The following is a 23,693-nucleotide window of genomic DNA, read 5'->3' on the forward strand; positions in this document are numbered from 1 at the left end:
CCAATCCCCCGCCCAACCGCAGATAACCGGCAGAGGGCCGGTTTGCCCTAAACTGGACTCCCCTACCGGAAAGAAGCCCATGGCGAAGCCCAATTATTCGTTCGAGAAGAAGCAGCGCGAGCTGGCCAAGAAGAAGAAGCAAGACGAAAAACTAGCCAAGAAGCAGGCTACGCGGGAGCCCGGCCAGACCGACGATACCCCGCCTCCCGGGTCGGACTCGTCCGGCGGCGGCCGCTAGTCGGGGTTGTCCAGCACCCTCAGGCTCTCGAAAGTCCGCTGGACCCCGCTCACAGGGTCCGCGAAGGATAGGCCCTTCGCCAGCAATTGCAGGGGGCGCCTGTAGTCGTCCGGAGCCTGGTCCGCCAGATCCGGGTAATAAGGGTCGTGCCGAATCGGCGCTCCCAGGCCAGCCATATGCACCCGCAGCTGGTGTTTGCGGCCGCTGATGGGGAATAGCGCATAGCGCCACCATTCGCCGCCCGAGCTCAGCAGCTCGATCCGGGTCCGGGAATTGGCTTCCCCCTCGTCTTCCCGCATGCGGAAGAAAGGCTCCGATTTCACGATGCGCGACTCGCGCACCAGCGGGAATCGCAGCCCCGGCAGTCCCGTCGCTACCGCTTCGTAGCGTTTTTCGATCCGGCGCTCGCGGAACAGCGCTTGGTAGGCACCCCGACTGTCCTTATTGGCCGAGAACAGCACCAACCCCGCCGTGCCGCGATCGATGCGGTGCAGTGGGACCAGGTCCTTATTACCCAGCCGCCCGACCAGCCGAGTCAGCAGCGTTTCGCGTACATGCACGCCTGCAGGAGCGACCGGGAGGAAGTGTGGCTTGTCGGCCACCACCAGGTGTTCGTCGACATGCAGGATCGTTTCCTCGAACGGGATCCGGGGTTCCTCCGCCACTTCGCGGAAGTAATGGATGATGGCGCCGACGCGATACGGCGCATCGGCAGACAGCGGCTGTCGCGCCGAATCCAGCACCCGCCCGCGCGCGAACCGCTCCAGCCAGCGGGCGCGTTCTACCTGCGGAAAGCGCGCGCACAGACCGTCCAGCAAGGTCATCCAGGCGCCGAGGGGAAGCTGCAAGGTGCTGGCGACCGCCTCGGCGGGATCGGGATCGGAACCGGTATGGGGAGCGGACAAAGCGGGGCCTCCGCGGAACAAGGCCGTATCATGGCCGACCTTTTCCCCAGACACCTTCATGGCGCTCAAGTCCACCGTCGTTAAAGCCGAGCTGCAGATCAGCGACATGGATCGCCATTACTACGCGACCCATAACCTGACTGTGGCCCAGCATCCTTCCGAAACCGACGCGCGCCTGATGGTGCGGCTGCTGGCTTTCGCCATGTATGCCGATGAGCGCTTGGAGTTCGGCCGCGGCCTGAGCCAGGACGACGAACCAGACCTGTGGCGCAAGGAACTGACCGGCGAGATCCTGCTGTGGATCGATCTGGGCCAGCCGGACGAAGCCCGCATCCGCAAGGCCTGCGGGCGTTCGCGACAAGTGGTGCTGTTCACCTACGGCGGCCGCAGTTCCGACATCTGGTGGGAAAAGAACGCCGCCTCGCTCGCCCGCAGCCGGAATCTGACCGTGATCGATATTCCGATCGAAGTAGTCGAACAGCTGACCGCGATGATGGTGCGCGGCATGCGCCTGAACGTGATGATCCAGGACGGCGAGCTGCAGGTGTTGGGCGGCGACGTCACCATCGACATCAAGCCCGTGATGCGCCAGGCAGCCACGCAAGGCCAGTAACCGCATGAGCCACAGCCACGACGTGCTGGTCATCGGCGGCGGCGCGGCTGGGTTGATGTGCGCGTTGACCGCCGGCCAGCGTGGGCTTCGCGTGCTGGTGGTGGAACACACCAACCGCGTGGGCAAGAAGATCCTGATGTCCGGCGGCGGGCGCTGCAACTTCACCAACACCGGCACCACGCCAGCGAACTACCTTTCCGGCAACCCGCATTTCTGCAAATCGGCGCTGGCGCGCTACACGCCGCTCGATTTCATCGGCATGGTCGAACGCCACGGCATCGCCTATCACGAAAAGGAGCTGGGGCAGCTGTTCTGCGACGCCTCTTCCAAACAGATCGTGAAGATGCTGCTGGATGAATGCGAAGCAGCTGGGGTGCGCATAGAGACCAGTTGCAGCGTTGAACACGTGCAGCGCACCGATGAGGGTTTCCGCTTGCGCACGACCCGCGGCAGCCTATCCGCACCGTCCCTGGTGGTCGCCTGTGGCGGCCTGTCGATTCCCAGTATGGGCGCCAGCGGATTCGGCTACGAACTCGCGCGCCAGTTCGGGCACACAGTGCTGCCGACGCGCGCCGGGCTGGTGCCGCTCACGCTCACCGGCAAGCACCAGGAACACCTGCAAGACCTGAGCGGTGTGGCGCTGCCGGTCGAGGCGACCTGCAATGGCCAGAGCTTCCGCAATTTCATGCTCATTACCCATCGCGGCGTGAGCGGGCCTTCGATTCTGCAGATTTCTTCTTACTGGCAGCCCGGCGACGATCTACGTCTCGACCTGCTGCCCGACGGCGATGCCTTACAGCTTCTACGCGAGCAACAAGCATCGCGCCCAGCCGCCGAACTCAAGACCGTCCTTTCGGATCTGTTGCCGCGGCGCTTCGCGCAGCGCCTGTGCGAGCTGTGGTTGCCGAACAAGCCGATGAAACAATTCAACGAACCCCAGTTACGGGAGATTGCGACGCAACTGCAGAGCTGGCCGCTGATCGCCAGCGGCACCGAAGGCTATCGCACCGCCGAAGTCACCCTAGGCGGCGTGGATACCGACGAGCTGTCGTCCAGCACCATGCAATCGAAGAAGGTGCCGGGCCTGTACTTCATCGGCGAGGTGGTCGACGTCACCGGCTGGCTAGGCGGCTACAACTTCCAGTGGGCCTGGGCTTCGGGCCACGCCGCCGGCAACGCGGTCTAACCGCAACCCACTGCCCGTAAGTCGGGCCCGCCCCGGACGGACGTAACCCAACAGGAGCGTCGGGGACGTAGCCCCGACCTACTTCAATCTTTCATCGCTTCGGCAGCGAGTTCGAAGGACCGCAATCGCGCCTGATGATCGAACACATTCGCGACCAGCATCAGTTCGTCCGGCCGGTGGCGGTCGATGAAAGCGGCGATGCCCCGCTTCACCGTCTCCGGATCGCCCACCACGCTGCAGGCCAGGGCATTCTCCACGCCCAGCTTTTCATGTGGCTGCCAATAGGTTTCGATGTCGTCGATAGGCGGCGGGATCAGTCCCGGCTTACCGCGGCGCAGGTTGACGAAGCTCTGCTGCGCGGTGGTGAACAGACGCCTGGCTTCGGCATCTGTCTCGGCTGCCACCACGTTCAACGCCAACATCGCATGGGGCTTGGCGAGATATTGCGAAGGACGGAAGTCGCGGTGGTAGACCGCCAGCGCCTGATCCATCGCGTCCGGCGCGAAATGCGAAGCGAAGGCGAAGGGCAGGCCTAGCGCGGCAGCCAGTTGTGCGCTGAACAGACTCGATCCCAGCAACCAGACCGGCACGTCAAGTCCGGCACCTGGAACGGCGCGCACCAATTGGCCGGGCTGTACTGCAGCGAAGTAGCTCAATAGCTCCTGCACGTCGAGCGGAAACTGCTCGGCGCTGTCGAAATAGCGTCGCAGCGCTTTGGCCGTGGGTTGATCGGTACCCGGCGCGCGGCCCAAGCCCAGGTCGATGCGGCCTGGATAAAGCGACGCGAGCGTGCCGAACTGCTCGGCCACCTGCAGCGGCGCGTGATTAGGCAGCATAACCCCGCCCGAACCCACACGAATTGTCTTGGTGCCGCCGGCGACATAGCCGATCAGTACCGCAGTGGCGGCGCTGGCGATGCCAGGCATGTTGTGGTGCTCGGCCAGCCAGTAACGCTGGTAACCCCAACCTTCTGCGTGTTGCGCCAGATCCAGCGTGTTGCGGAAGGCCTGGGCGGCATCGCTGCCTTCGCAAACCGGGGCAAGGTCGAGAATGGAAAAGGGAACCATGGCAACGGTCGTTCCAGACGAAGGTACCGGGCTACATTGGGCCGGCAACGCCGCAATGCCAGCGCACCGACGCGGGACGCAGCATTCCGTGTGCGGCCTGCGCGGTCACATCAGATGACGCAGCTGCGGCAGGTATTTCTCGGCCGAACCGGTATTCACCACGACTACGCGTTCGCCACGCTTGATCAAATGGCAATCCAGCAACTGCGGCAATGCGGCCAGGCAAGCCGCGCCTTCCGAACCGATCCACGCCGGCTGCTCGCGCCAAAGACGCGAGAATTCGGCGGCGATCTCGCCCTCGCTCACCGCAACCGCCGCGCCCCTGCTGGCGCGAATGATCTGCAGCACCCGGAAATGACCTACGCCTCCCGGCACGTTGAGGCCGACGGCCAACGTCTGCCCCGCGGTCACTGCCGTGGTGTCGTCCGCACCTGCGTCGAACGCCCGGACCAGCGGCGGCGTGGCTTCGCTCTGCACGCAAAGCATGCGCGGGCGGCGACTGTCGATCAGGCCCAAGGCCTGCAGTTCGTCCCAGGCTTTCCACATGCCCAGCACGCCGGTGCCGCCACCGGTGGGGTAGATCACCGCGTCCGGCAGCGACCACTTGGTTTCGCCATGGAACGGTTCGGCCAGCTCCAGGCCCAACGACTTCTTGCCTTCGATGCGCCAGCCGGGCTCCTGGAACGTGGCCACGGAAAAATAGCGTTGCGGAATGTATTTCTCTTTCAGCAACGCACCGGATTCGCGAATGGTCGGCCCTGCGAGTTCGAGGATGATGCGGTCCGGAAAGCGCAGCGCCGCCGCGGCCACGCTGCCTAGAATCGGCAGCGGCGTGTCTTCCGGCATCGCCACCACCACCGACAGCCCGCCCGCCAGCGCGTAGCGCACCAGCGAATCGCCCGCATTGCCCTGAGTCGGCACAGCGAGTTTGCTCAAGCCAAGTCGGCGTGCCTGCGCGGCGACCATGGCCATGCCGCGGTCCTTGAAACTCTGGGTGGGATTGGCGCCGTAACCGGCATGCGCCCTGCCTTCGTCCTTCAGTTGCAGTGCGATGCCGGCCTGGCGCGCGACGGGATGATGTGCGTAGTCCAGCAGCGGGGTGGCGCCCTCGCCCAGCGCGACGATGTGTGCGGCGTCCGCGGGCGATTCGATATCCAGAGCCATCAACGCACCGAAACGCCACAGATCGCGACGCTGGGGTCGGTACCAGGCCGCATTCGGCTTCTCAGCCGCGAGCCGGTCGAGATCCAGCACCATTTCCACGGGCCGTCCATCCACCGGGTCCAGGTTCATCGGTACATCCGGCGGATATTCGATGCCCGATCCCAGCCCGCGCAAGGCACGCACGTAAGACATCGCAACTCCGATTCATTCAAAACAAAAGCATAGCCGGGCGCGACGCCGCGGCGTCATGAGCGGATGGAATATCGACTGCGCCAGCCCGCACTTAACGATGGTGCGATGCGACCGATCGGCGCTAGCGCGGATCAGGACAGCAGATCGAACGGTCCGCCCTGCTCCAGCGCTTTCTGGTAGGCAGGCCGCGCATGGATGCGCTGCAGGAAGCCGTGCAGGTTGGGCTTGTCTTCAAGACCATGGCGCGCGGCAGCGGCCTCGACCGGGAAACTCATCTGGATGTCGGCCGCACTGAATTCGTCGCCAGCGAACCAGCGCGATTTGCCCAGCTCGCTTTCCATGTAATCCAGGTGCAGCTTCACCTGCGGCCCGACGAAGGTCTTCATGACCTTGTCCGCGATTCCCTTGGCCACCGGCTTGACGAAGAACGGCATCGGCGCTTTTTTCAATCTCGAGAAGACCAGGCTCATCAGCAATGGCGGCATCGCCGAACCTTCTGCGTAATGCATCCAATAGCGGTAGCGCAGGTTTTCCGGCGTGCCTGGCGACGGCGCGAAGTCGTGCGCGGTGTCGTAGCGTTCCACCAGGTACTCAAGGATCGCGCCGGATTCGGCCAGCGTGTTCTCTCCGTCCACCACCACCGGCGATTTTCCCAGCGGGTGAACCTTGCGCAGCGATGGTGGCGCCAGCATGGTTTCGGGATCGCGCTGATAGCGGATCACGTTGTAATCCAACCCCAGTTCCTCGAGCAGCCAGAGCACGCGCTGTGAGCGGGAATTGTTGAGGTGATGGACAGCGACCATGATTTCCTCGCGATAGTGGGAGCGCGCGTCATCGACGCATGCCGATCATATCCCCAATGCACTCGATCGACTGACATGGGAGCGGCGTCTCGCCGCGAGCTTCTCCGCTTTCAAAGAAATCTCTCAGCGCTTGCTCTGCGGGCACCGGCTAAGAGCTCGCGGCGGGACGCCGCTTCCACGGATACCGGATTTACTCAACGTCCTGTCAGGCTGCGTCCACCAACGGTTTGAGTTGCGGATCCAGCGCGATGCGTTCGTCGAACACGAAGCAATGGCCCTCGTAGCCCTGCCCGCCCACCTGCTCGAAGTAACCCAGGATGCCGCCGTCGAGCTGCAGCACGTTGTCCATGCCTGCCGCCTGCATCCACAGCGCGGCCTTTTCGCAACGAATGCCCCCTGTGCAGAAGCTAACCACCGTCGCATCGGCCAGCCCGTCACGATGCGGCTCGATCGCTGCGGGCAAATCGGTGAACTTGTCTATCGGCAAGCTCAGCGCGCCGGTAAAGGTGCCGTATTCCACTTCTTGTCGGTTGCGCGTGTCCAGCAACACCACACGCTTGCCCGCGTCGTCATGACCCTGCTGTAACCATTGTGCGAGCGTCGCCGGAGCGACAGCCGGGGCGCGGCCGGCCAATGGGGAAGTCTCGTCGCGACGGAAGCTGATGATTTCCGGTTTGACCTTGACCTTAAGGCGCGCGAAGGGCTGCGCATCGCTGCGGCTGTATTTGACCCGCAGCTCGGCGAAGCGCGGATCGGCCATGAGCTGATCGAAGAAGGCGCGGATGGCTTGCTCCTCTCCCGCCAGGAAAAGGTTCACGCCTTCCGGCGCGATCAGTGCGGTACCCCGCAATGGCCCCAGCTCCGCCCACGCACGCACTTGCGCGGCCAGGGCCGGCGGATCGGCGATCGGAACGAAATGGTAGGCGGCGGTATTGAGAATCATGGACGCCATTGTAAATGCCGCCGGCCCGGGCAAAGAAAACATTCAACCAAAGGGTTGACAATCAAACGGCAGTGGGTAATATTCAACCCTATGGTTGAATATGACTCTCCGCAGCTGGATTCCCCGCAGTTGGATTCGGTGTTTCAAGCCCTTTCCGACGGCACGCGCCGCCGCATGCTGCGCAGCCTGAGCACCCAGCCGCGCAGCGTGGGCGAGCTGGCCGCGCCTTTTCAGATTTCCCTGGCTGCCGCTTCCAAGCACATCAAAGTGCTTGAGCGCGCTGGGCTGGTGCAGCGACGGATCCAAGGACGCACCCACCTCTGCCAGCTGCGCGCCGAAGCTTTGGCCGAAGCCGAACAATGGCTGCAGTACTACCAGCGATTCTGGAGCGAACGCCTGGATGCGCTGGAGCTCGCATTGCGCGCCGAACCCATCGAACCCGCCAAAGGAAAGAAGAAATGAGTCCCATCCTGCCCGTCGAAGTCAGCATCACCCGCTACTTCAATGCTTCGCCCGAACGCGTGTTCGACGCCTGGCTGGTGCCGCGCACCTTGGGGCAATGGATGTTCGGCCCGCGCGTGCGCGATGAGAACGTGGTGCGCCTGGATGTGGATCCGCGCGTCGGTGGCAGCTTTTCGCTGAAGGTCGAACGCAAGGGCGAGCTGATCGATCACATCGGCACTTATCTCGAAATGGACCGCCCGCATCGCCTCGTCTTCACCTGGGCGGTCAAAGGCGATTCGGACGACGCGCCCAGCCAGGTGCGCATCGACATCGCTGCCTCCAGCAGCGGCAGCGTGCTCACCCTCATCCATACGATGGATGCGAAGTGGGCCGAGTACGCACAACGCACGCAGGACGGCTGGAACACCATGCTCGACGCGCTCGCCGGGCTTTTCTGACCCCACAACTCTGACCCCACAACACAAGGGATAACCATGAATGCTTCTTACGCAACCGTCATCGCTCCCCTCACCGTACGCATCGAACGCACCCTGCCCGGCCCGATAGAACGGGTCTGGGCGTATCTCACCGAGTCGGAAAAGCGCCGCCAATGGCTGGCGGCCGGCGACATGGAACTAAAGGAAGGCGGTTCGGTGGAACATGTGTTCCGAAATTCCGAGCTGACCGGACATGACGGCACTCCGCCCCCGAAGTACGCGGCGCACGCAGGCGAAAGCCGCATGCACGGCCGTATCACCGCCTGCGAGCCGCCGCGATTGCTGGCCTATGACTGGGGCGAAGGCGACGCGGCCTCGCACGTACGCTTCGAACTGAGTCCGCGCGGCGATGCGGTGCATCTGATCCTCGTGCACAGCCGCCTGCCCGACCGCGAACAGATGCTCAGCGTCGCCGGGGGTTGGCATACGCACCTGGGAATGCTGCTGGACAGGCTGGAAGGCCGCGAGCCGGCAGGTTTCTGGGACACGCATACGCGTCTGGAAGCCGAGTACGAAAAGATCATTCCGTAAAATTGGTCGGAAAGCCGCGCCCCGGCGCCAACCGGGGTGCTTACGGGCAAAGACTTCCCGCTTAGCCCAGGAACAAATACGGCAGCGCCAGCGTCAACGCCACGATGCCGACGATGGCCCCCAACACCGCCAACACGTACAACGGACGCCGGTTGAACAGTTTGCCGAAAGTTTCCGCGCTGCCGTCGTCGTGTGCGGCGGCCTGTGCGGCCTTGGCTTGCTGCAGCCGCCTGACCTGGTATTCGGCCATCAAGGCTTTGGCGCGAACGATGTCCGCATCCTCGCGCATCCAGATGCCGCCCGACGAGATTCCCCAGGGGCTGGGCTGGGTTTCGTAGAAGTCCATGCCGCTTTCAGTCAACCAGGCACGCACTTCCTCGGCTTCGTCGTCGGGCACGTTGCGTAGGTTGAGCAGGAGTTTGGCCATGGCCACATGATAGCCGCGAAGCAGGAAAGCGGCCGCATGCGCTACCCTGCGCGCCCCGAGATCAGGAATCCCCATGCGTTTCGCACTTCCGTTACTTGCCCTGCTTGCCCTGCTTGCCCTTTCGGCGTGCGCCGATCCCGGCCCGCCGTCCGGTGGCAGCGTGGCCGAGCTGCAACGCATCGACGAAAAACCCGGCACCGGCGCTATGGCGACCGCAGGCTCGGATGTCACCGTGCACTACACCGGCTGGCTCTACGACGAGAAAGCCAAGGAGTTGCGCGGCGAAAAGTTCGACAGCTCGGTCGATCGCGGCGAATCCTTCACCTTCTTGCTCGGCGCCGGACAGGTGATCCGCGGCTGGGACGACGGCGTCGCCGGCATGCGGGTCGGCGGCAAACGGCGCTTGCTGATTCCGTCCGATTACGGTTACGGCCGCGATGGCGCGGGCGGCGTGATTCCGCCGAATGCGTCGCTGGTATTCGAAGTCGAGCTGCTTGCCGTCAAGCCGCACTGATCCGCCATGACCTCCATTCCCGCTGCAACCTCTCTGCGCCTGGCCGTGATCGGCGGCGGCCCCGCGGGTCTGATGGCCGCTGAAGTCGCGCGCGCGGCGGGGATCGAAGTCGATGTGTACGAGGCCAAGGGATCGGTCGGGCGCAAATTTCTCATCGCCGGCAAGGGCGGGCTCAACCTCACCCATTCCGAACCGACGCCCGCATTCGTGCAGCGTTTTCGCGAACGTGCGGACGAAGTGGGCACCTGGTTGAAGGAGTTCGACGCCGACGCCCTGCGCAAATGGGCGAGCGGACTCGGAGTGGAGACTTTCGTCGGCAGCTCGGGACGCGTGTTTCCTTCCGACCTGAAAGCGGCGCCGCTGCTGCGCGGCTGGGTGCGCCGGCTACGCGAAAGCGGAGTGCGCTTCCATGTGCACCATCGGTGGCTGGGCTGGAACGGCGGTGCCCTGCGTTTCGCCACCCCCGATGGCGAGGCCGAAGTGACCGCCGATGCGGTGGTGCTCGCACTCGGCGGCGGCAGCTGGCCACAGCTGGGATCCGACGGTGCGTGGCAGGCGCTGTTGGCCGAACGAGACATCGATGTCGCGCCATTGCAACCGGCCAACTGCGGCTTCGATATCGACTGGAGCGAACACTTGGCCACGCGCCATGCCGGTGCACCGCTGAAGCCCGTGATCGCCCATTGGCGGGATGTGGAGGGCCGCGAACACGAACTGCAGGGCGAATGCGTGATCAGCGCCGACGGCATCGAAGGCAGTTTGATCTATGCCCTGTCCGCCGAACTGCGTGAAGCCATAGTCCGCAACGGCCACGCCACCCTGCAACTCGACCTAGCGCCAGGACGCAGTCTCGAACGCCTGCAGCAGGAACTGGCGAAGCCTCGCGGCCATCGCAGCGTCAGCGAACACCTGCGCCGCCAGGCGGGCATCACCGGAGTCAAAGCTGCGCTGCTCTACGAGATGCTGGACAAAGCCCAGCTCGACAATCCCGCATTGCTCGCGCGCACAATCCATCGACTGTCTTTGACGTTGAAGCGTCCGCGTCCCTTGGCGGAATCCATCAGCAGCGCCGGAGGCGTGCGACTGGAGGCGATGGATGACGGATTGATGCTCAAAGCATTGCCCGGCGTGTTCTGCGCAGGCGAAATGCTGGATTGGGAAGCGCCGACCGGCGGCTATCTTTTGACTGCCTGCTTCGCCAGCGGCCACCGCGCCGGCGAAGGCGCGGTGGCTTGGCTGAAAGCAGCGACGCCTTCCTGATCTGGTCGTCCGCCATGGCCCGGCAAGGAATTTATCCCTGCCCGCGACGATCGCGGACGTGGCGGAAGAATATCCATCGCCGTGTTGAAATTCGGTTAGGTTTCCGCGTCACTCTCATGACACTGGGTGATGTGTTCAGAACGGAATCGGCAATCCCACATACGGCGCAAGCAACCAGTAGACGCCGGCGATCACCAGCACCCACATCGCAAGCTTCAGTGCGAACCCGGCGACCTTCAGCGCAAGGTAAATGCCCAGCACGATCAACACTATTCCCAGCCAGCTCATTTTCTTATCCCGATCGAAGTAAGTGAGAACAATCGCTCGCAAAAAACATCAGGCCGATGTTTTCCGCTTGCCCTGCTTGCGCGCCTGGGCGGCGACGAACATGTTGTCTACCAGGTTCGGATAACTGCGCCCGGCCGCTGCGGCACGCGCCTTGGCCTGCTCGATCTGTTCCGGCGTGAGTTTGGTATGCGCTTCGGCGCTCAAGGGATTCTTGCGGTCCCAGGGTTTCGGTGAACGATTGGTCATGGTGCTCTCACTATTGGCGCTGTCGATTCGGTAAGGGGCCGGTTCAGTAATTGCCCATGAAGTCGCGCTTGCCGACTTCCAGCCCATTGTGGCGCAGCAGGTCGTAAGCGGTGGTGACGTGGAAGAAGAACTGCGGAAAACCGTAATGCAACAAGTAGTTCTGCCCTTCCATCCTGCGCTCCTTAGGGGTGCCAGGACGCAGCACGATCTCGCGCGATTCGCCGCCTTCGAAGGCGACAGGATCCAGGCCGCCAATGAACTCCAGGCTCGCCGCCACCAGCGCGCGCAGATCGGCGAAGGTTTTCTGTTCGCCATCGAAGACCGGCAATTCGGCGCCCGCCAGCCTTGCGGATATGCCGCGGGCGAAATCGCAGGCGATCTGCACCTGTTTGGCCAGCGGGAACATGTCGGGGAACAAACGCGCCTGCAGCAGTGCGCCCGGGTCGATCTTGCGTTCGGCCGCGTGTGCTTCGGCTTTGGCCAGCAGTTGGTCCAGGCTGCCGAGCAATTGCTGAAATACCGGAACGGAGGCGGCGTGAAGGGAAAGAGTCATCGTTGTTCCTATGGGAGTGATGGAGGTTGGGGGTAGGAGCGACGTAAGTCGCGATCAAGCCGAACCGGGAAGGCGCCATCGCGACTCACGTCGCTCCTACCGGCATTGATAAGGGGAATCAATCCTGCTCGGCGGCCGCCTCGCGGCCCTGCTGGCGGATCAGCGCTTCCTCGCGGGCGTCGTTGATGGCGTCGCGTACGCCATCCAAATCCACGCTGCGCTCGTCGTGCACGAACTTGCCGGTGAGCGGCGTGTCCGGCAACAGGTCGCCCTGCTCGAATAACGCCCACATCTCCTCGCCGTACCAGGTATCCAGCAAATCCGGAGCGAACGCGCCCAGGGTCGCGGTGAGGTTATTGACGTCGCGCAACAGCATGGCGCGCGCCGCGTTGTTGCCGCCGGCGCTGACCACCTGCGGGAAATCGATGACGACCGGCCCCTCCGCGCCGACCAGGACGTTGTAGGCGGAAAGATCGCCATGGATCAGGCCGACGCAGAGCATCAACACCACCTGGCGGACGAGAAAGGAGTGGTAATCGCGCGCCTCTTCGGGGCTCAGCTCGATTTCTCCCAACCGCGGCGCGGAAAATCCGTCCGCATCGGTAACCAATTCCATCACCAACACGCCGTGGAAGTACCCGTACGGCTGCGGCACGCGTACGCCGGCCTCGACCAACTGGTAGAGCGCATCGACTTCGGTATTCTTCCAGGCCGTTTCTTGCTGTTTGCGCCCGTACTTGCTGGCTTTGCCGATCGCGCGCGCCTCGCGGCTGCCGCGCACCTTGCGGCCTTCCTGGTATTGCACGCGCTGCTTGAAGCTACGCTGCGCCATGTCCTTGTAGACCTTGGCGCAACGCACGTCGTCGCCGGAGCGCACCACGTACACGGCCGCTTCCTTGCCGCTCTTCAGCGGGCGCATCACTTCGTCGATCACGCCGTCATCGATCAGCGCTTGCAGGCCTTGCGGGGTCTTCATCCAGTGCGGGGTTCGGCCAGTGGGGCGCCCATTGTGCCTGTGCGGTGGCCCGAACCGGAGAAAACGGACCGTTTGCGGGCAAGCGCTTACACTGCATGCCCGCAATCGCACGCCTCCCCATGTCCGAACCCGTCCGTCTGGCCAAACGCGTCGCAGAAATCGCCGGCTGCTCCCGGCGCGAGGCCGACCAGTACATCCAGGGCGGCTGGGTGACCGTGGACGGCGAAGTGATCGACGCTCCTCAGCACCCCATCACTACTCAAATCGTGCTGATCGACCCGGAAGCCGACCTGGAAGCCGCGGAACCGGCGACCTTGCTGCTGCATAAACCGGCGGGCATCGTGTTCGAAGCCACGCCCAAACTGGCGACTCCCGCCAGTCGCACCGAAGGCGACGACCCGGAGATCCGCGTGCTCAAGCGCCATTTCGTGCGTCTGACTCCGCTGATGCCGTTGGATACCGAAGCCAGCGGACTAATGGTGCTGAGCCAGGACGGGCGCGTCTGGCGGCGGCTGAGCGAGGACGCCGACATGATCGAGCAGGAGTTCGTGGTGGAAGTGGACGGCGAACTCGCCCCGTACGGTCTGCCGCGCCTGTGCGACGGCATGCTTTACCAGGGTCGCGCCCTGCCCCGGGCCAAGGTCAGCTGGCAGAGCGAAAACCGCCTACGCTTCGCGATCAAAGCAGTACGGCCGGGGCAGTTGCGGCATATGTGCGGACAGGTGGGGTTGGAGGTGCTGTCCATTCGCCGCATCCGCATCGGCCGCATCCCGCTGAGCAAGATGCCTGTCGGCGAATGGCGCTACCTGCCGGTCGGCGAGCGCTTCTGAATGTTTGCTGTTACCGCAACCGCGGTCACGCTCGCAGTGATTGACGGCGAAGCGTCCGGATGCCGAAACTAAGCGCTGCGCTGGCCTCGCCGCCGCACCCACGCTTCTACCTATGATAACGATCACCCACCTACCGATGAGAGGCTTGCCATGAGCAAGGGAATGGACCAGAAGAAAACCGAGAAGAAGGCGCCCACCAAGACGCTGAAGGAAAAGCGCGCCGAGAAGCAGGAAAAGAAAAAGAGCAAGTAAGTGAAAGCATGCCCTGATGGGCATACAGTCATTGTGGGAGCGCCGTCCCGGCGCGAGCTCTTGACCTGATCGGTAAAGAACAAAAGCTCGCGCCGGGACGGCGCTCCCACGAACTTCTAGACCGCCGCGGTTACCACCACCTCGATCTTCCACTTGGGATTGGCCAGTGCGGCCTGCACGGTGGCGCGCGTGGGCGTATGTCCCGGTACTACCCAGGCCTCCCAGACCTCGTTCATCGCGGCGAAATCGCCCAGATCCGGCAGGAATATCTGCGCATGCAGGATCTTGCTTTTGTCGCTGCCGGCCTGCGCCAGCAAACCGTCGATGGATTCCAGCACTTGCTTGGTTTGGCCTTGGATATTGACGCTGGTGTCTTCGGGGATCTGGCCGGCGAGGTAGATGGTGCCGTTATAGACCGCCATTTCCGAAAGACGCTTGCCGACTTCGAATCGCTGGATCATGGGACTTCCTCCGTGGATCGATAAGGGTACCGATCCATCCTACGGGAAGTGCTCGCCATCCCGTAACATCCGTCCGTCGACGCAATAGATTCCAGGGGTAGGCAGTTTGGACGGAACCATCGTCTCCTCGGAGGCCGCAAAAGGCCGCTTCCGGCGCGGATGCAAGCGCCTGCTGCTGGCTTTCTTCGCCTGTTATCTGGTTTCTGCCCTCTGGCAGGTTTACAAGCCCCTGCCCGCCGGCATCGGCCGGGACTTTCCCCTCGCATCGTCCAATGACGTGGCATTGCTCACCGACATCACCTATGTGGATGCGACCGGCGTGCGCCATAGCGAGCAGCAGGTGTTCGATGAAGTCCTTCGTCTGATCGGGCAGGCGCAACGCGTGGTCGTGGTGGACATGTTCCTATTCAACGACTTCACCGGCGCCGATGCCGCGCCCGCCTTGCGTCCCCTGAGCGCCCAGTTGACCCAGGCGCTGGTCGAACGCAAGCGGGCGGTGCCCGGCTTGCAGATCGTGATGATCACCGACCCCATCAACACGCTGTACGGCGGAATGAAATCCAAGCACGTCGATGCCTTGCGCGCAGCAGGCATCGACGTGGTGATCACCGACCTGTCCCAGATCCGCGCGCCCAATCCCGCATGGTCGGGACTCTGGCAACTGTGCTGCCGATGGCTGGGCAACAGCGACAGCGGCGGCTGGCTGTCCAGTCCGTTCGGCCAAGGCGAAGTCACCCTGCGCAGCTATCTGGCCTTGCTCAACCTCAACGCCAACCACCGCAAGACCCTGGTGGTCGATTCAGGCGACGACTGGGTGGGGCTGGTGGCCAGCGCCAATCCGCATGACGGCAGTAGTGCCCATGGCAATGTGGCATTGAGATTCCGCGGCCCGGCTGCTTTCGACCTGCTGCAAAGCGAACGCGCTGCGGTGGCCATGTCCGGCCCTAGTTGGCCGCAGCCATTGGCTTCGATCCAGGCGCCTGCCCTCCCCGCCAAACTCGCCGACGCTATCCAGGTGCAGGTCGTCACCGAGGGTCGTATCCGCGACGCGCTGCTCGCCGGCATCTCCAGCGCCAAAGCGGGTGAGCGGTTGGACATCGCGGTGTTTTATTTCTCCCACCGCGGACTGGTGAAGGAAGTCGCGGCAGCCCAGCGGCGCGGCGTGCGGGTACGGGTGCTGCTGGATCCTAACGAGGATGCTTTCGGCCGCAAGAAGAACGGCATCCCCAATCGCCAGGCAGCGCTGGAACTGCACAGCGTCGGAGTACCCATACGTTGGTGCGACACCCATGGCGAGCAATGCCATGCCAAGTTCATGCTGAAGCGCGGCGCCGCAGGAAAAGCGGAATTGATCGTGGGATCGGCCAACTACACGCGACGCAACCTGGACGACTACAACCTGGAAAGCAGCGTGCGCGTGCTGGCGGCCGCCGATGGTGCAGTGATGGAGCGCGCGGCTTCTTATTTCGAGCAAAGCTGGAGCAATTCCGACGGCCGCCGGATCAGCCTGCCTTATGCCCGTTATGCCGACGATTCACGGCTGCGCTACTGGCGCTACCGTTTTACCGAGGCCACCGGCCTGTCGAGCTTCTGAAGCCGACGCTTTCTGACCTAGCGCGGCAATGACCTCGGCCCGGCTGATCGGCGTGATCGCCAGTTGGAAGCGCGCATTCATCAGATCGACCAGGGCGCGCGCCCATTCCGCATTCCATGCGCTGCCAGCGTGGCCGTCGGCGAGCACCGTATGGTCCGGTCCATCGCCTGCCGCGTTGCGCACCCGCAACTTGCCCAGCATCAGATCGCGGTAGGCAGGGCGTCCCTGTCGGTCCCGCGAGCCCCAGCGTGCCGCGAACCAAGCGCGATCATCGAAGAAGGCGATACCCGGATCGGCGCGCGCCATTCCGGCCAATGCGTGGTCGAAGACATCCAGGCCCTTGTCGATATTGGCCAGTTGCACCGGATCGTGCCAGCGGTCCAGGTAATTCGGCCAGTGGGCATTGTTGAAGATCCCGACCAGCACGATGCGCACGCTTGGGTGGTGCCCACGCAGTAACGCCACCGAGCCCCGGATGGCCTGCACACAGGCGGCGATCTTCTCCTGCACCGTTGGCGCCCGAGGGTCGTGGGCCAGCTGCTGCAGATCCCGCGCATCGCCGAAGCTGTTGACGCCGATGCGGATCAACACTACCCCATTGCGCCAGCGCGCCGGCTCCTGGTCCATCAGCGAAAGCAGTGCCCTGGCTTGTTGCGAATAACCTGTCAGCAGGTCGTTGCAATCGGCGCCGGAAAGCGCGAAGTTGTAGTGGTAATCCTGCTTGGGTGGGGAACGGCCTTCCCGCCCCAACCAACGGTTCGCACGCGCCACCACACCGCGCGTGCCATGAAACCCCCATTCGCCTTGATCCAGTTGCCGCCCGCGCAGGCGGTGCAACAGCTCGGTCCACTGCCATGTGGTCGGACGATAGGCGCCGCCCCGCTTGGCGCTTCCGGGCGGAAAAAAAACCGAGTCATGGTAGGCATGGCTGTCCGAATCGCCGAGCACCGCCAGAGACACCGAACCGTCGGACGCAGTCGGCACATGAACTACCTTGACCCGGTAGAAGTACAGGCACAGCGCCACAGCGCCGATCAGGGCGAGGTAAATCCAGAAAGTCGAGCGTTTCGCCGGCCGCATGCAAACTTCCCCGTGCACCCAATGGGAAACGGTTAGGTGCGCCGGCTCCGGCCAGAACCCACATCTGGTCTGGCGATTCCAGATCTTCGGGAAAATAGCCGTGCAGGCAGGACGACGGCCTTCAGGAAGGCTGGCGTAGGATGTCGGGGTCGTACTCGCGCGTCTCGCCCGGCCGTACTCCAGTCGCCCGCTTCGCTCCTTTCCCCGCGTCCACCTTCCCGCTATCGGGATCCCCCTGCGACGCCATTCCTGGAGCGCCCATGCCGGGCTATGCCACCCGCTTGCTCACCGTCCGCCTGGGCGGACACGACTATCGCATCCGTGCGCTCAGCGATCTGCAGCAGTTCGCCGACCCTACTGGACAGGCGCAGCGTGCAGGTATCTCTTCCTCGCTCTGGAGCCTGTTCGGACAGGTCTGGCCTTCCGGCCGGGTGCTGGCCGAGGCCATGAGCCACTTCGATGTGGCCGGCAAGCGCATCCTCGAGCTGGGTTGCGGCTTGGGCTTGTCCAGCCTGGTACTGGCGCAACGCGGCGCCAACGTGGTGGCCAGCGACCACCATCCGCTGGCCGAATCTTTCCTGGCCTACAACGCCGGCCTGAACGATCTTCCCGCGGTCACCTACCGCGACCTGCCCTGGGCGGTGCCGGATGCGACCCTGGGCAGCTTCGATCTGATCATCGGCAGCGACATCCTGTACGAACGCGACCACGCCGCGCAGATCGCGGCGATGATGCTGCGCCACGCCAACCCCGATGCCGAGTTGCTGGTCACCGATCCTGGCCGCGGCAACAGCGGACCGTTCACCCGGGCCATGGCCTCGCAGGGGTACGAAGTCACCGAGATACGCAGCCGTTTCGACGAGAAGGACAGCGAACCGTTCCGGGGGCGCCTGCTCAGCTACCGGCGCGGCATACCCATGGCCAACGCCTCGCGGGTGCTGCAATGAATGCGATTCCGCTGCTCCTGCAGGAAGCGCCCCTGCAGGAAGGCGTCGACCCTGCCGTGTCCTGCTCGGCCTGCGACGCCGTCTGTTGCCGGCTGACCGTAGTAGTGATGCCAGAAGACAAGGTCCCGCGCCATCTGGTGGAACGCAACGACCATGGCGTGGAAGTGATGGCCCATGGCGAAGACGGCTGGTGCGTGGCGATAGATCCGTTGCGCATGTGCTGCAGCATTTACGACCAGCGTCCCGGTATCTGCCGCAAATTCGCCATGGGCAGCGAATACTGCCGCGACGAACGCGAGATCTACCGCACGCGTTACGACACCCCGGCGATTCCGTAAGGCGAAGTCTTCGCCTAACCCGGGTGGCGTGCGCGCCAGGCCGCCAGTTCTTGCTCATAGCGCGCCAACGCGGCTTCGTACACGTCGTAAACGCAGCGGGCACAGCCTTCTCCGCAGCAATCGGCCGGATCCGGTTCGCTGGGGCGCCGAGGCTGCGGGTCGTCGTCGATAATCACCTGCTCACTCTACCGTTCCGAACCGGTATCGTTGTCCCCATGCAACCGCTGAAATACCTAGCCGGTTATCCGGAGCACCTGCAGACGCAGGTCCGCGAGCTGATCCAACAGGACAGGCTGGGCGGAATCCTGCGCGACAAATACGGCGAAACGCATGCGGTGCGCAACGACAAGCAGCTGTATGAGTACACCCTGCAGATCAAGGACCGCTATCTGCGCAAGGCCGAGCCGCTCAACAAAGTCATTTACGACAATAAGCTGCAAGTGGTGAAGCACGCGCTGGGCACCCATACCACCGTCTCGCGGGTGCAGGGCAACCGGCTGAAAGCCAGCCGTGAGATCCGCATCGCCACCGTGTTTCGGGACGCGCCGGCCGAGTTCCTGAAGATGATCGTGGTGCACGAACTGGCGCATCTGAAGGAAAGCGAGCACAACAAGCCGTTCTACCAGCTCTGCATGCATATGGAGCCGGATTACTACCAACTCGAGTTCGACTTGCGCCTGTACCTGACTCATCTGGATTGCGGCGGTAGCGGTACCTAGCCGGCGATCGCGCGCCGCAGGTTGGCGCGCGCGGCGGCATCGTAGCGCTGATGGAACCAGTCGCTCAGGTAGATGCGCTCGCGGGCAAGCAATCCTTTCAGAAATCGCTTGCGGTTGAGCCTGAACAGGAATCCAGGCACATGGCCATGGTATTCCTCGGCGATGCCAGCATCGTAGGCATCGAACACCTCGGCTTCCGCGCCCAGGATGGCCATGTCGCAATCAAGGAAGTGTCGCGTGTCCAGCGAGAAGCCATCGTCGCCGAAGTCCCCCGGTGAGAATTGGCCATGCCGCGCGGTGAGATTGATCAACTCGGCGACACGCAGCGTGTCGATCCCTTGTTCCGGCAACCATCGCGCGACTTGCGCCATCGCCAGGTCGGCCGAGCGCGCCTCGTTGTCCTTACGTCCTGCTTCGTAGACCGCATCGTGAAATAGGACAGCCAAATAGACCTCGGACGGTTGCGCCCAACCGGGTCCGGCGGTTACCTCGGCGAAGCGATGCAGCACTTCCTGCACGTGGCCGAAGTTGTGGTACGCGCGCGGCGGCGTCGCGTACGCCGCCTCCAACTCGGATAACATCAATGTGGGCAGTGTCAGCGGCGCGGACATGTCAACTCCAGCCAGGACTCATGCGGACACTATATCGCCAGCCGCACCTGTCAACGGATCACATGCCACTGCGTCTGCCGGCCGGCCAGGTAATCCACCCGCTGGCCGTCGAACAATGCGGTCTGCTCCAGTTTGATCTGCACATGCTGGCCTTCCCACTCCGCCAGCCGTACCTTGATGTTGCCTTCGATCGCGTACACGGTCATCGCATGCAAGGGCCAGTCGCCTTGCCCTACGGTCGCACCCTGGTTGTCCCACATGCCGATGGTCGGGCCGGGCGCGTGGCCGAAGAAGCCTACCGGATGCGAATAAGTCGACGAGGCGATGCCTGCCGCTTCCGCTTCGCGCCGGGTCTTTGCGAATACTTCGTTGCCGGTGCGGTCGGTGGCGAAGTTGGCCGTCAACAGATCTTGCCAGCGGTTGCCGGTGGCCAGCGCCTTGCGCAGGCCGGCGGGAACGTCTTGTTCGCCAGTGCGCGCGACATAAGCCATTTCCTGCGTGTCGGTGCATAGCTTCAAGTAGCAGATGCCGACGTCGGTGTGCAGCACGTCGCCCGGCTGTATCACGCCTTCTTCCCCACAGAAGGGAGCGTCGGCGGCGCATTCGGTTCCTCTCCGCTGCAAGTTGACGTCGGGCATGAACCAGATCGGCAGGCCCAGGCTTTCGAAGCGTTCGCGGATGTACCACGCCACATCGTCGGTGCTGGTGACGCCGGGAGTGATCACCTTGCCGGAAAACGCTTCGCCGATCACCGCGCGCGCCAGCGACACGATATGCGGATAGGCCGCGCGTTCGGAAGCGCTGCGGGTTTCCAGCCAGCGCACGACCAGATTCTCGGCCGACACCAGTCGGCTGTCGTAGCCCTGTGGTAGCACCGCACGCAGCTGCTCGTGCAGGCCATGAGTCAGGCCATCGGCGACTGGCCATTGCGCCGAGACATCGATGCCGATGCGTTTGGGATCGCGCTTGGCGATGAGTTCGCCCAGCGCTTTCCACTGCGCCTCCAGATCGCCGCCCGACCATGCCGATTCGTAAGGCGCACCGAACGGATAGCGGTTGATCGACAGGCGCTTGAGGCTGCCGTCCGGCTGTCGGTCGAAGATCAGCATGGTCGTACGCCGAGCGGAATGGCTGGGCTGCGGTACCAGGGTGAAATAGACCGGATCCTCCGCATATTCGCGGGCAATGACCAACCAGAGATCCAGATCCGCTTCCTTCATCAATTGCGGCAGCAGCGTGTCCAGCCGCTCCTGCAGCATGCGATTCTCCGGAGCGACGCGGTCGCGGGGAGCCAGCACGGCGCCGACCGTATCCACGACTCTGCCCTGCGCAAACCCCGCTGCGGCTTGTTGGCAATGCGCTACCGGAGTGGCGAGACCCAGCAGGGATAGCGTCGCGCACAACAGCGAGGTCGGCAACGGATGTCGAAGAGGATTCATGGTGGGTTCCTGGAGTGGCGACAATGGTGCTCGTGCGCGGGCATTCAGACGTTGACGACAGGGCAAGCACACATCAAGAAGCCAGATATCACAACAGTCGGGCCCCCAACGGCACGTTGCGATCCGGTACGCAAAGCGCGACTTCGCCCTCGGCATTGTGGAATCCGGTCACCAGGCATTCGGACATCAGTGGCCCGATCTGCTTCTTGGGGAAGTTGAGCACCGCCACCACCAGCTTGCCCACCAGCTCTTCAGGCGCGTACAGCGCGATGATTTGTGCGCTGGATTTGCGCAAGCCGAGCTCCTCGCCGAAATCGATCTGCAGCACATAGGCCGGCTTGCGCGCTTCCGGGAACGGCGCAGCGGCAACGACCTTGCCCACGCGCAGCTCGATTTTCTCGAAATCGCCCCATGAAATCGTCTGCATCGGAAAATCTCCTCAACGCCTCGGACTCGGCCCTGGTCATTCAACGAAAAAACCGGTGATGTCGAAATGCAGGTCCACCCGCGAACCGCTGGCCAGTTTCAGGGTAATCACGTCGTAGTGCGGCGGGCCGATCACCCTTCCTTTGGATTCGACTGTCGCATCGGGATAATGGATGCGTATCCATTCCTGTTCGGCGGCCATGCCTTCGCCGACGCTGCCTGCACCAGTCACTACGATGGCTTTCTTGAGGGTAAGTCCGTCGCCGCCGGAATAGCGGATGGTCGGCGCGGCGCTGCCCTGCGCCAGGGCCGGGCACGGATGCGTCGCCGGCAGCAGCAGAAGGCAGAAAACCAGAACGAAACCACGCATACGAAGTCCTCGGCGTTGCGCAGTGCCCGCCGGTACTGGGGGCACTTGAGGCATTGTCGTTCAACCAGCGACGCGATGCATAGGGCGCGTTAGCATTCGTCCGTTGGCTTTCAAACACTGGACCGATGCATGTCTTCCGCAATCGAAGAATTCCCCGTCGGCGGTCACGCTTTCTCCCAGAGCGATCTGGCCGACCTCGAGCGGCCGCTGGTGATCCGCGGATTGTGCCGTGACTGGCCAGTGGTCGCGGCGGCCCGTGAATCCGATACCGCTTTCGCCACCCGCTTGGCCGGATACGACAACGGAACCGAGGTCGATACGCTGTTGATGGCGCCCGAGGAGAACGGCGTCATCGGCTACAACCCGCAAATGGATGGCTTCAACTATCGGCACTTTCGCGTACCGGTCACCGAAGCTCTGCGGCGGCTAGCGGCCTATAGCCGACACGACGGCGTTACCCCAGGGGTGGCGCTGCAGAGCGCGCTGATCCCCGCCTGCCTACCAGGCTTCCAACAGCAGCATCCGCTACCCCTATTGGATGCAGCGATCCAGCCGCGCCTTTGGGTCGGCAACCGAGTCACCACGCCCGCGCATTTCGATGCATCTCACAACCTGGCTGTGGTGGCGTGCGGCCGACGACGCTTCACCCTGTTCGCACCGGAACAAGTCGGTAACCTCTACATCGGCCCGCTGGATTTCGCCCCTACCGGCGCGGCCATCAGTATGGCGCGAGTGGATCGACCCGACGACCCTCGCTTTCCGCGATTGCGACAGGCGCTGGCGCAATCGCTGGCGTCCGAGCTGGAACCAGGCGACGCGATCTATATTCCGCCGCTATGGTGGCACCACGTCTCCTCGCTGGAGCGGTTGAACGCGCTGGTGAACTACTGGTGGAAACCGGTCACTCATGAAGGCGTGATGCCGGAATCCGGGCTGGGTGCGCTGATGCACACCATTCTCGCGCTGAAACCGCTGCCCCGCAGCGAGCGCGAGGCTTGGAAGCGATTGTTCGATCACTACGTCTTCAACGATCAGGACCCTGCCACTCATATCCCAGTGGAGCGGCGCAATCTGCTGGGCCCGCTGACCCCGCCGCTGGTGGAGCAGATCAAGCGGAAAATTCGCTCCTATCTGTAGTCAGAATCATTGACCAAGCCTGGCCCCGGGCTGCCATTTGCCGGCACGCCCCGGGACTACCCCATGCGTGAAGAGCGGGCAATTCTTCGGTGTTTACCTCGCATTTAGCGCTTTATGTGGCCTGCGTCTCGCGTATCACCCATTCAGGTAAAACACCCGTTTGCCTACGTTTGACTCCTCCGGTTATGCCCCCGACCATCGCGTTTCCCCCTGTAGTGAATGAAGTACATACGCATGCGTGGTTCCTTGCTTTTTGGTTTGCTTGCCTCTTCCCTGTTGCTCCTTACTTCCCCCCTTTCTGCCCTGGCCCAATCCTGCCCCGCCACCGTTCCGGTGCAGGGCTCGCCCGTAGCGGCTCCCGTTTTTCCCGCCGATAACTGGTGGAACACCGACATCAGTGCGGCGCCAGTGGATCCTTCTTCAGCCAGCTATATTTCCTTCATCGGCGGCACCCGCGCGCTGCATCCGGATTTCGGCGGCGAGGAATCTCCCGGCAGCACCGGCATCTATGGTTTTCCATATGCCATCGTCAACGGCTCGCAGCCCAAGCAAACCGTCACCTTCGAGTACGACGACGAGAGCGACGGCAATGGCGTGCCGTTCTACCCCATCCCCGCTCAGGCCATCAGCCAGGTGCATTGG

32 protein-coding genes are annotated in these 23,693 nt (G+C 63.4%); 15 read left to right on the forward strand and 17 right to left on the reverse strand.

Translation table 11 applies throughout. The features are described from left to right. Positions 1–79 precede the first annotated feature (79 nt). Positions 80–238, forward strand: a complete 159-nt coding sequence (locus AC1DTQ_RS04455; RefSeq protein WP_477848301.1) for a hypothetical protein — start codon at positions 80–82, stop codon at positions 236–238. On the opposite strand, the gene AC1DTQ_RS04460 is transcribed toward AC1DTQ_RS04455, so the two are convergent. After that, a complete protein-coding gene (locus AC1DTQ_RS04460) occupies positions 235–1,062 on the reverse strand; it encodes a pseudouridine synthase (RefSeq protein ID WP_477848362.1) in 828 nt (275 codons plus the stop codon). The two genes, AC1DTQ_RS04455 and AC1DTQ_RS04460, sit on opposite strands and share 4 nt — an antisense overlap. A gap of 139 nt (positions 1,063–1,201) precedes the next feature. Between AC1DTQ_RS04460 and AC1DTQ_RS04465 the strand changes: the two genes are divergently transcribed. Both AC1DTQ_RS04465 and AC1DTQ_RS04470 read left to right on the forward strand, forming a co-directional pair. After that, a complete protein-coding gene (locus AC1DTQ_RS04465) occupies positions 1,202–1,756 on the forward strand; it encodes a YaeQ family protein (protein ID WP_477848302.1) in 555 nt (184 codons plus the stop codon). A 4-nt stretch (positions 1,757–1,760) separates the two neighbouring features. Further along, positions 1,761–2,942: a BaiN/RdsA family NAD(P)/FAD-dependent oxidoreductase gene (locus tag AC1DTQ_RS04470; protein ID WP_477848303.1), complete on the forward strand. Its 1,182-nt coding sequence runs from the start codon at positions 1,761–1,763 to the stop codon at positions 2,940–2,942. 83 nt (positions 2,943–3,025) lie between these two features. Here AC1DTQ_RS04470 and AC1DTQ_RS04475 read toward each other — a convergent pair whose 3' ends face one another. The 4 genes from AC1DTQ_RS04475 to AC1DTQ_RS04490 all read right to left on the reverse strand — a co-directional run bounded on the left by AC1DTQ_RS04475 (position 3,026) and on the right by AC1DTQ_RS04490 (position 7,111). Continuing rightward, the gene (locus AC1DTQ_RS04475) at positions 3,026–4,009 is read right to left on the reverse strand and encodes an LLM class flavin-dependent oxidoreductase (protein WP_477848304.1); all 984 of its coding nucleotides are present in this window, start codon (positions 4,007–4,009) and stop codon (positions 3,026–3,028) included. 105 nt (positions 4,010–4,114) lie between these two features. Then, the gene (locus AC1DTQ_RS04480) at positions 4,115–5,365 is read right to left on the reverse strand and encodes a threonine synthase (RefSeq protein WP_477848305.1); all 1,251 of its coding nucleotides are present in this window, start codon (positions 5,363–5,365) and stop codon (positions 4,115–4,117) included. 131 nt (positions 5,366–5,496) lie between these two features. Further along, on the reverse strand, positions 5,497–6,168 hold the full coding sequence (locus AC1DTQ_RS04485) for a glutathione S-transferase (RefSeq protein WP_477848306.1): 672 nt from the start codon (positions 6,166–6,168) through the stop codon (positions 5,497–5,499). Positions 6,169–6,373: 205 nt separating this feature from the next. After that, the gene (locus AC1DTQ_RS04490; RefSeq protein ID WP_477848363.1) at positions 6,374–7,111 is read right to left on the reverse strand and encodes a sulfurtransferase; all 738 of its coding nucleotides are present in this window, start codon (positions 7,109–7,111) and stop codon (positions 6,374–6,376) included. A gap of 90 nt (positions 7,112–7,201) precedes the next feature. Between AC1DTQ_RS04490 and AC1DTQ_RS04495 the strand changes: the two genes are divergently transcribed. Genes AC1DTQ_RS04495 through AC1DTQ_RS04505 form a run of 3 tightly spaced genes read left to right on the forward strand, consistent with a single transcriptional unit; the run spans position 7,202 to position 8,583 of the window. Then, positions 7,202–7,573 (forward strand): ArsR/SmtB family transcription factor, encoded by a 372-nt coding sequence (locus tag AC1DTQ_RS04495; RefSeq protein WP_477848307.1) that lies wholly within the window; start codon positions 7,202–7,204, stop codon positions 7,571–7,573. Next, entirely contained in the window at positions 7,570–8,013 is a 444-nt protein-coding gene (locus tag AC1DTQ_RS04500) for an SRPBCC family protein (protein WP_477848308.1), read from the forward strand. The genes AC1DTQ_RS04495 and AC1DTQ_RS04500 overlap by 4 nt, the downstream gene beginning before the upstream one ends. Positions 8,014–8,049: 36 nt before the next feature. After that, the gene (locus AC1DTQ_RS04505) at positions 8,050–8,583 is read left to right on the forward strand and encodes an SRPBCC family protein (RefSeq protein WP_477848309.1); all 534 of its coding nucleotides are present in this window, start codon (positions 8,050–8,052) and stop codon (positions 8,581–8,583) included. Positions 8,584–8,644: 61 nt separating this feature from the next. Here the strand turns inward: AC1DTQ_RS04505 and AC1DTQ_RS04510 are convergent, their stop codons facing one another. After that, complete coding sequence (locus AC1DTQ_RS04510; protein WP_477848364.1) at positions 8,645–9,010, reverse strand: DUF6164 family protein; 366 nt, start codon at positions 9,008–9,010, stop codon at positions 8,645–8,647. A gap of 73 nt (positions 9,011–9,083) precedes the next feature. On the opposite strand from AC1DTQ_RS04510, the gene AC1DTQ_RS04515 reads away from it, so the two are divergent. Continuing rightward, positions 9,084–9,524: an FKBP-type peptidyl-prolyl cis-trans isomerase gene (locus tag AC1DTQ_RS04515; RefSeq protein WP_477848310.1), complete on the forward strand. Its 441-nt coding sequence runs from the start codon at positions 9,084–9,086 to the stop codon at positions 9,522–9,524. 6 nt (positions 9,525–9,530) lie between these two features. Further along, positions 9,531–10,784, forward strand: a complete 1,254-nt coding sequence (locus AC1DTQ_RS04520; RefSeq protein WP_477848311.1) for a TIGR03862 family flavoprotein — start codon at positions 9,531–9,533, stop codon at positions 10,782–10,784. Between the two features lie 135 nt (positions 10,785–10,919). Here the strand turns inward: AC1DTQ_RS04520 and AC1DTQ_RS04525 are convergent, their stop codons facing one another. The 4 genes from AC1DTQ_RS04525 to AC1DTQ_RS04540 all read right to left on the reverse strand — a co-directional run bounded on the left by AC1DTQ_RS04525 (position 10,920) and on the right by AC1DTQ_RS04540 (position 12,847). Further along, the gene (locus tag AC1DTQ_RS04525) at positions 10,920–11,072 is read right to left on the reverse strand and encodes a hypothetical protein (protein ID WP_477848312.1); all 153 of its coding nucleotides are present in this window, start codon (positions 11,070–11,072) and stop codon (positions 10,920–10,922) included. A gap of 48 nt (positions 11,073–11,120) precedes the next feature. Beyond that, complete coding sequence (locus AC1DTQ_RS04530) at positions 11,121–11,318, reverse strand: hypothetical protein (RefSeq protein ID WP_477848313.1); 198 nt, start codon at positions 11,316–11,318, stop codon at positions 11,121–11,123. A 43-nt stretch (positions 11,319–11,361) separates the two neighbouring features. Next, a complete protein-coding gene (locus AC1DTQ_RS04535; protein ID WP_477848314.1) occupies positions 11,362–11,871 on the reverse strand; it encodes a DUF1993 domain-containing protein in 510 nt (169 codons plus the stop codon). 118 nt (positions 11,872–11,989) lie between these two features. Continuing rightward, positions 11,990–12,847 carry a PA4780 family RIO1-like protein kinase gene (locus AC1DTQ_RS04540; protein ID WP_477848315.1) on the reverse strand — a complete coding sequence of 286 codons (858 nt, stop codon included), beginning with the start codon at positions 12,845–12,847 and terminating at the stop codon, positions 11,990–11,992. Positions 12,848–12,966: 119 nt separating this feature from the next. On the opposite strand from AC1DTQ_RS04540, the gene AC1DTQ_RS04545 reads away from it, so the two are divergent. After that, positions 12,967–13,677 carry an rRNA pseudouridine synthase gene (locus AC1DTQ_RS04545; RefSeq protein WP_477848316.1) on the forward strand — a complete coding sequence of 237 codons (711 nt, stop codon included), beginning with the start codon at positions 12,967–12,969 and terminating at the stop codon, positions 13,675–13,677. Positions 13,678–14,045: 368 nt separating this feature from the next. Here AC1DTQ_RS04545 and AC1DTQ_RS04550 read toward each other — a convergent pair whose 3' ends face one another. After that, complete coding sequence (locus tag AC1DTQ_RS04550; RefSeq protein ID WP_477848317.1) at positions 14,046–14,390, reverse strand: RidA family protein; 345 nt, start codon at positions 14,388–14,390, stop codon at positions 14,046–14,048. 106 nt (positions 14,391–14,496) lie between these two features. Between AC1DTQ_RS04550 and AC1DTQ_RS04555 the strand changes: the two genes are divergently transcribed. Next, the gene (locus tag AC1DTQ_RS04555; protein ID WP_477848318.1) at positions 14,497–15,984 is read left to right on the forward strand and encodes a phospholipase D family protein; all 1,488 of its coding nucleotides are present in this window, start codon (positions 14,497–14,499) and stop codon (positions 15,982–15,984) included. On the opposite strand, the gene AC1DTQ_RS04560 is transcribed toward AC1DTQ_RS04555, so the two are convergent. Beyond that, complete coding sequence (locus AC1DTQ_RS04560) at positions 15,925–17,064, reverse strand: hypothetical protein (RefSeq protein ID WP_477848319.1); 1,140 nt, start codon at positions 17,062–17,064, stop codon at positions 15,925–15,927. The two genes, AC1DTQ_RS04555 and AC1DTQ_RS04560, sit on opposite strands and share 60 nt — an antisense overlap. Before the next feature lie 260 nt (positions 17,065–17,324). On the opposite strand from AC1DTQ_RS04560, the gene AC1DTQ_RS04565 reads away from it, so the two are divergent. Continuing rightward, on the forward strand, positions 17,325–18,011 hold the full coding sequence (locus AC1DTQ_RS04565; RefSeq protein WP_477848320.1) for a class I SAM-dependent methyltransferase: 687 nt from the start codon (positions 17,325–17,327) through the stop codon (positions 18,009–18,011). Next, the gene (locus AC1DTQ_RS04570; RefSeq protein WP_477848321.1) at positions 18,008–18,349 is read left to right on the forward strand and encodes a YkgJ family cysteine cluster protein; all 342 of its coding nucleotides are present in this window, start codon (positions 18,008–18,010) and stop codon (positions 18,347–18,349) included. Before AC1DTQ_RS04565 ends, AC1DTQ_RS04570 begins: the two co-directional genes overlap by 4 nt. Positions 18,350–18,363: 14 nt before the next feature. On the opposite strand, the gene AC1DTQ_RS04575 is transcribed toward AC1DTQ_RS04570, so the two are convergent. Then, a complete protein-coding gene (locus tag AC1DTQ_RS04575; RefSeq protein WP_477848322.1) occupies positions 18,364–18,525 on the reverse strand; it encodes an oxidoreductase-like domain-containing protein in 162 nt (53 codons plus the stop codon). Positions 18,526–18,564: 39 nt separating this feature from the next. On the opposite strand from AC1DTQ_RS04575, the gene AC1DTQ_RS04580 reads away from it, so the two are divergent. Continuing rightward, positions 18,565–19,068, forward strand: a complete 504-nt coding sequence (locus tag AC1DTQ_RS04580) for a YgjP-like metallopeptidase domain-containing protein (protein ID WP_477848323.1) — start codon at positions 18,565–18,567, stop codon at positions 19,066–19,068. Here AC1DTQ_RS04580 and AC1DTQ_RS04585 read toward each other — a convergent pair. The 4 genes from AC1DTQ_RS04585 to AC1DTQ_RS04600 all read right to left on the reverse strand — a co-directional run bounded on the left by AC1DTQ_RS04585 (position 19,065) and on the right by AC1DTQ_RS04600 (position 21,914). Continuing rightward, positions 19,065–19,679, reverse strand: coding sequence for an HD domain-containing protein (locus AC1DTQ_RS04585; protein ID WP_477848324.1), 615 nt, complete (start codon positions 19,677–19,679; stop codon positions 19,065–19,067). The two genes, AC1DTQ_RS04580 and AC1DTQ_RS04585, sit on opposite strands and share 4 nt — an antisense overlap. Positions 19,680–19,729: 50 nt before the next feature. Next, entirely contained in the window at positions 19,730–21,118 is a 1,389-nt protein-coding gene (locus tag AC1DTQ_RS04590) for a M24 family metallopeptidase (protein ID WP_477848325.1), read from the reverse strand. Between the two features lie 88 nt (positions 21,119–21,206). Continuing rightward, on the reverse strand, positions 21,207–21,545 hold the full coding sequence (locus AC1DTQ_RS04595; RefSeq protein ID WP_477848326.1) for a tRNA-binding protein: 339 nt from the start codon (positions 21,543–21,545) through the stop codon (positions 21,207–21,209). Between the two features lie 36 nt (positions 21,546–21,581). Beyond that, positions 21,582–21,914: a hypothetical protein gene (locus tag AC1DTQ_RS04600; RefSeq protein ID WP_477848327.1), complete on the reverse strand. Its 333-nt coding sequence runs from the start codon at positions 21,912–21,914 to the stop codon at positions 21,582–21,584. Between the two features lie 129 nt (positions 21,915–22,043). Here AC1DTQ_RS04600 and AC1DTQ_RS04605 point away from each other — a divergent pair, with 129 nt between their 5' ends. Beyond that, on the forward strand, positions 22,044–23,051 hold the full coding sequence (locus AC1DTQ_RS04605; protein ID WP_477848328.1) for a cupin-like domain-containing protein: 1,008 nt from the start codon (positions 22,044–22,046) through the stop codon (positions 23,049–23,051). 333 nt (positions 23,052–23,384) lie between these two features. Further along, the coding region (locus AC1DTQ_RS04610) for a hypothetical protein (RefSeq protein WP_477848329.1) at positions 23,385–23,693 on the forward strand (309 nt) is incomplete at its 3' end.

The sequence above is a fragment of the Pseudoxanthomonas sp. P4_B2 genome (assembly GCF_056402315.1).

Excerpts from the sequence above, each read along its gene's own strand:
- AC1DTQ_RS04455 (WP_477848301.1), top strand. The coding sequence starts at position 80 with ATGGCGAAGCCCAATTATTCGTTCGAGAAGAAGCAGCGCGAGCTGGCC.
- AC1DTQ_RS04460 (WP_477848362.1), bottom strand. The coding sequence starts at position 1,062 with ATGACCTTGCTGGACGGTCTGTGCGCGCGCTTTCCGCAGGTAGAACGC.
- AC1DTQ_RS04465 (WP_477848302.1), top strand. The coding sequence starts at position 1,202 with ATGGCGCTCAAGTCCACCGTCGTTAAAGCCGAGCTGCAGATCAGCGAC.
- AC1DTQ_RS04470 (WP_477848303.1), top strand. The coding sequence starts at position 1,761 with ATGAGCCACAGCCACGACGTGCTGGTCATCGGCGGCGGCGCGGCTGGG.
- AC1DTQ_RS04475 (WP_477848304.1), bottom strand. The coding sequence starts at position 4,009 with ATGGTTCCCTTTTCCATTCTCGACCTTGCCCCGGTTTGCGAAGGCAGC.
- AC1DTQ_RS04480 (WP_477848305.1), bottom strand. The coding sequence starts at position 5,365 with ATGTCTTACGTGCGTGCCTTGCGCGGGCTGGGATCGGGCATCGAATAT.
- AC1DTQ_RS04485 (WP_477848306.1), bottom strand. The coding sequence starts at position 6,168 with ATGGTCGCTGTCCATCACCTCAACAATTCCCGCTCACAGCGCGTGCTC.
- AC1DTQ_RS04490 (WP_477848363.1), bottom strand. The coding sequence starts at position 7,111 with ATGATTCTCAATACCGCCGCCTACCATTTCGTTCCGATCGCCGATCCG.
- AC1DTQ_RS04495 (WP_477848307.1), top strand. The coding sequence starts at position 7,202 with ATGGTTGAATATGACTCTCCGCAGCTGGATTCCCCGCAGTTGGATTCG.
- AC1DTQ_RS04500 (WP_477848308.1), top strand. The coding sequence starts at position 7,570 with ATGAGTCCCATCCTGCCCGTCGAAGTCAGCATCACCCGCTACTTCAAT.
- AC1DTQ_RS04505 (WP_477848309.1), top strand. The coding sequence starts at position 8,050 with ATGAATGCTTCTTACGCAACCGTCATCGCTCCCCTCACCGTACGCATC.
- AC1DTQ_RS04510 (WP_477848364.1), bottom strand. The coding sequence starts at position 9,010 with ATGGCCAAACTCCTGCTCAACCTACGCAACGTGCCCGACGACGAAGCC.
- AC1DTQ_RS04515 (WP_477848310.1), top strand. The coding sequence starts at position 9,084 with ATGCGTTTCGCACTTCCGTTACTTGCCCTGCTTGCCCTGCTTGCCCTT.
- AC1DTQ_RS04520 (WP_477848311.1), top strand. The coding sequence starts at position 9,531 with ATGACCTCCATTCCCGCTGCAACCTCTCTGCGCCTGGCCGTGATCGGC.
- AC1DTQ_RS04525 (WP_477848312.1), bottom strand. The coding sequence starts at position 11,072 with ATGAGCTGGCTGGGAATAGTGTTGATCGTGCTGGGCATTTACCTTGCG.
- AC1DTQ_RS04530 (WP_477848313.1), bottom strand. The coding sequence starts at position 11,318 with ATGACCAATCGTTCACCGAAACCCTGGGACCGCAAGAATCCCTTGAGC.
- AC1DTQ_RS04535 (WP_477848314.1), bottom strand. The coding sequence starts at position 11,871 with ATGACTCTTTCCCTTCACGCCGCCTCCGTTCCGGTATTTCAGCAATTG.
- AC1DTQ_RS04540 (WP_477848315.1), bottom strand. The coding sequence starts at position 12,847 with ATGAAGACCCCGCAAGGCCTGCAAGCGCTGATCGATGACGGCGTGATC.
- AC1DTQ_RS04545 (WP_477848316.1), top strand. The coding sequence starts at position 12,967 with ATGTCCGAACCCGTCCGTCTGGCCAAACGCGTCGCAGAAATCGCCGGC.
- AC1DTQ_RS04550 (WP_477848317.1), bottom strand. The coding sequence starts at position 14,390 with ATGATCCAGCGATTCGAAGTCGGCAAGCGTCTTTCGGAAATGGCGGTC.
- AC1DTQ_RS04560 (WP_477848319.1), bottom strand. The coding sequence starts at position 17,064 with ATGCGGCCGGCGAAACGCTCGACTTTCTGGATTTACCTCGCCCTGATC.
- AC1DTQ_RS04565 (WP_477848320.1), top strand. The coding sequence starts at position 17,325 with ATGCCGGGCTATGCCACCCGCTTGCTCACCGTCCGCCTGGGCGGACAC.
- AC1DTQ_RS04570 (WP_477848321.1), top strand. The coding sequence starts at position 18,008 with ATGAATGCGATTCCGCTGCTCCTGCAGGAAGCGCCCCTGCAGGAAGGC.
- AC1DTQ_RS04580 (WP_477848323.1), top strand. The coding sequence starts at position 18,565 with ATGCAACCGCTGAAATACCTAGCCGGTTATCCGGAGCACCTGCAGACG.
- AC1DTQ_RS04585 (WP_477848324.1), bottom strand. The coding sequence starts at position 19,679 with ATGTCCGCGCCGCTGACACTGCCCACATTGATGTTATCCGAGTTGGAG.
- AC1DTQ_RS04590 (WP_477848325.1), bottom strand. The coding sequence starts at position 21,118 with ATGAATCCTCTTCGACATCCGTTGCCGACCTCGCTGTTGTGCGCGACG.
- AC1DTQ_RS04595 (WP_477848326.1), bottom strand. The coding sequence starts at position 21,545 with ATGCAGACGATTTCATGGGGCGATTTCGAGAAAATCGAGCTGCGCGTG.
- AC1DTQ_RS04600 (WP_477848327.1), bottom strand. The coding sequence starts at position 21,914 with ATGCGTGGTTTCGTTCTGGTTTTCTGCCTTCTGCTGCTGCCGGCGACG.
- AC1DTQ_RS04605 (WP_477848328.1), top strand. The coding sequence starts at position 22,044 with ATGTCTTCCGCAATCGAAGAATTCCCCGTCGGCGGTCACGCTTTCTCC.